Source organism: Dietzia sp. SYD-A1 (assembly GCF_015356725.1).
Taxonomy (GTDB): domain Bacteria; phylum Actinomycetota; class Actinomycetes; order Mycobacteriales; family Mycobacteriaceae; genus Dietzia.
Map to the genome: position 1 here is coordinate 1 of NZ_JADDKI010000454.1, position 1,199 is coordinate 1,199.

The 1,199-nt window shown below is 73.0% G+C and carries 1 protein-coding gene; it reads right to left on the minus strand.

Annotated elements, in window-relative coordinates:
• On the minus strand, positions 1-932 hold a 932-nt coding region (locus IY392_RS15600), incomplete at its 3' end, for an NUDIX domain-containing protein (protein WP_194861699.1).
• Positions 933-1,199: the final 267 nt, after the last annotated feature.

The window sequence follows — 1,199 nt, forward strand, 5'->3', positions numbered from 1 at the left end:
GTATCGAGATCTGCATGACGGCCTGGGGCGGGATCCGTGGCGAGATCAGTGGCCAGGTCGACGATCGCGTCGTCGCCTGAGCCGGACGCCCGGTGGACGACGAACGGACCGGAGTGCTCGGCCCGTCTGGCGGCCCCCTCGATCACGGCGTGTGCGCGGGCCACCCACCCGAACCCGTCGGGCAGCTCGACCGTCCGCGGCATGGTCGTACTCAGTTCTGCGAGCAGACGCGCGGTGGCGCCGGCCCGGTCCCTCCACCACCCGTCCGGCCTGGAGCCCAGGACGTTGGCCACGTCCACCACGAGTTCCACCGGCCGGGAGCGGAGCCCGTTCGCCCAGGCCTGGGCGAACGCGGGCATCAGCGGCAGCTCGGCGACACGGGTCTCGGGCACCCACCGCAGTTCCAGACTCTCGTTGTTCGGCACCGTCTCCAGCGCGCGCGGGGCGTCGGCGACCACGGTCGTGTAGGTCCACTCCACCGCGTCAGTCGACTCCTGCACCAGTGGCGGGATCGTCCGGGCGCGGACCGCCGGGTCGTCCGAGTGCTTCTGGTCGGGCCGCAGGCGACGCATCATCTCGGACACGTGGCGCATGTCCAGTCCGGGCCGGTGCCACACCGTACCGGGCATCCGCGACGTCACCCGCACGGCTCGGACCACCACGTCGGCGGGCCTGATCTCGGCCTCCTCCTGCGTCTCCCGCAGGGCCGCCTGCGACGCGTCCTCCGAGGAGTCACGCGCTCCGCCGGGCAACGCCCAGGTGTCGCCGGAGGCCGTCCACACCGCGCGGTGTTGCAGCAGCACGAGCGGGGTGTCCGGATCGGTCGGATCGGCTGCGCGCAGGAGCAGGCCCGCGGCGCCGAAGCGCCCCCACCGTCGGTCACCGGCCGCGGACACGACCCAGCCGTTCCCGTCACCCTCACTCGTGGCCACTGGTCCTCCACTCCGCCGGACGCCTCACCGGACCGGATCCGCCCCGGATCGGGCGGAACCGCGTACTCCTCGTCCAGTCTGCCCGACGTCGCTGCGCCACTTCACTAACCTGGGACACACGCCCACCGGATCCCCGGCACAGGCGGTGAGAGAACCGGGAGGTGACTGACCAGATGGGCCTTCCGACCCTCACGCAGAAGCGCGACGCGGGTCCCGGCTCGCGGTCCGGTTCTGCTCCGGGCGCGCGGTCCGGGTCCGCCCCGGGTG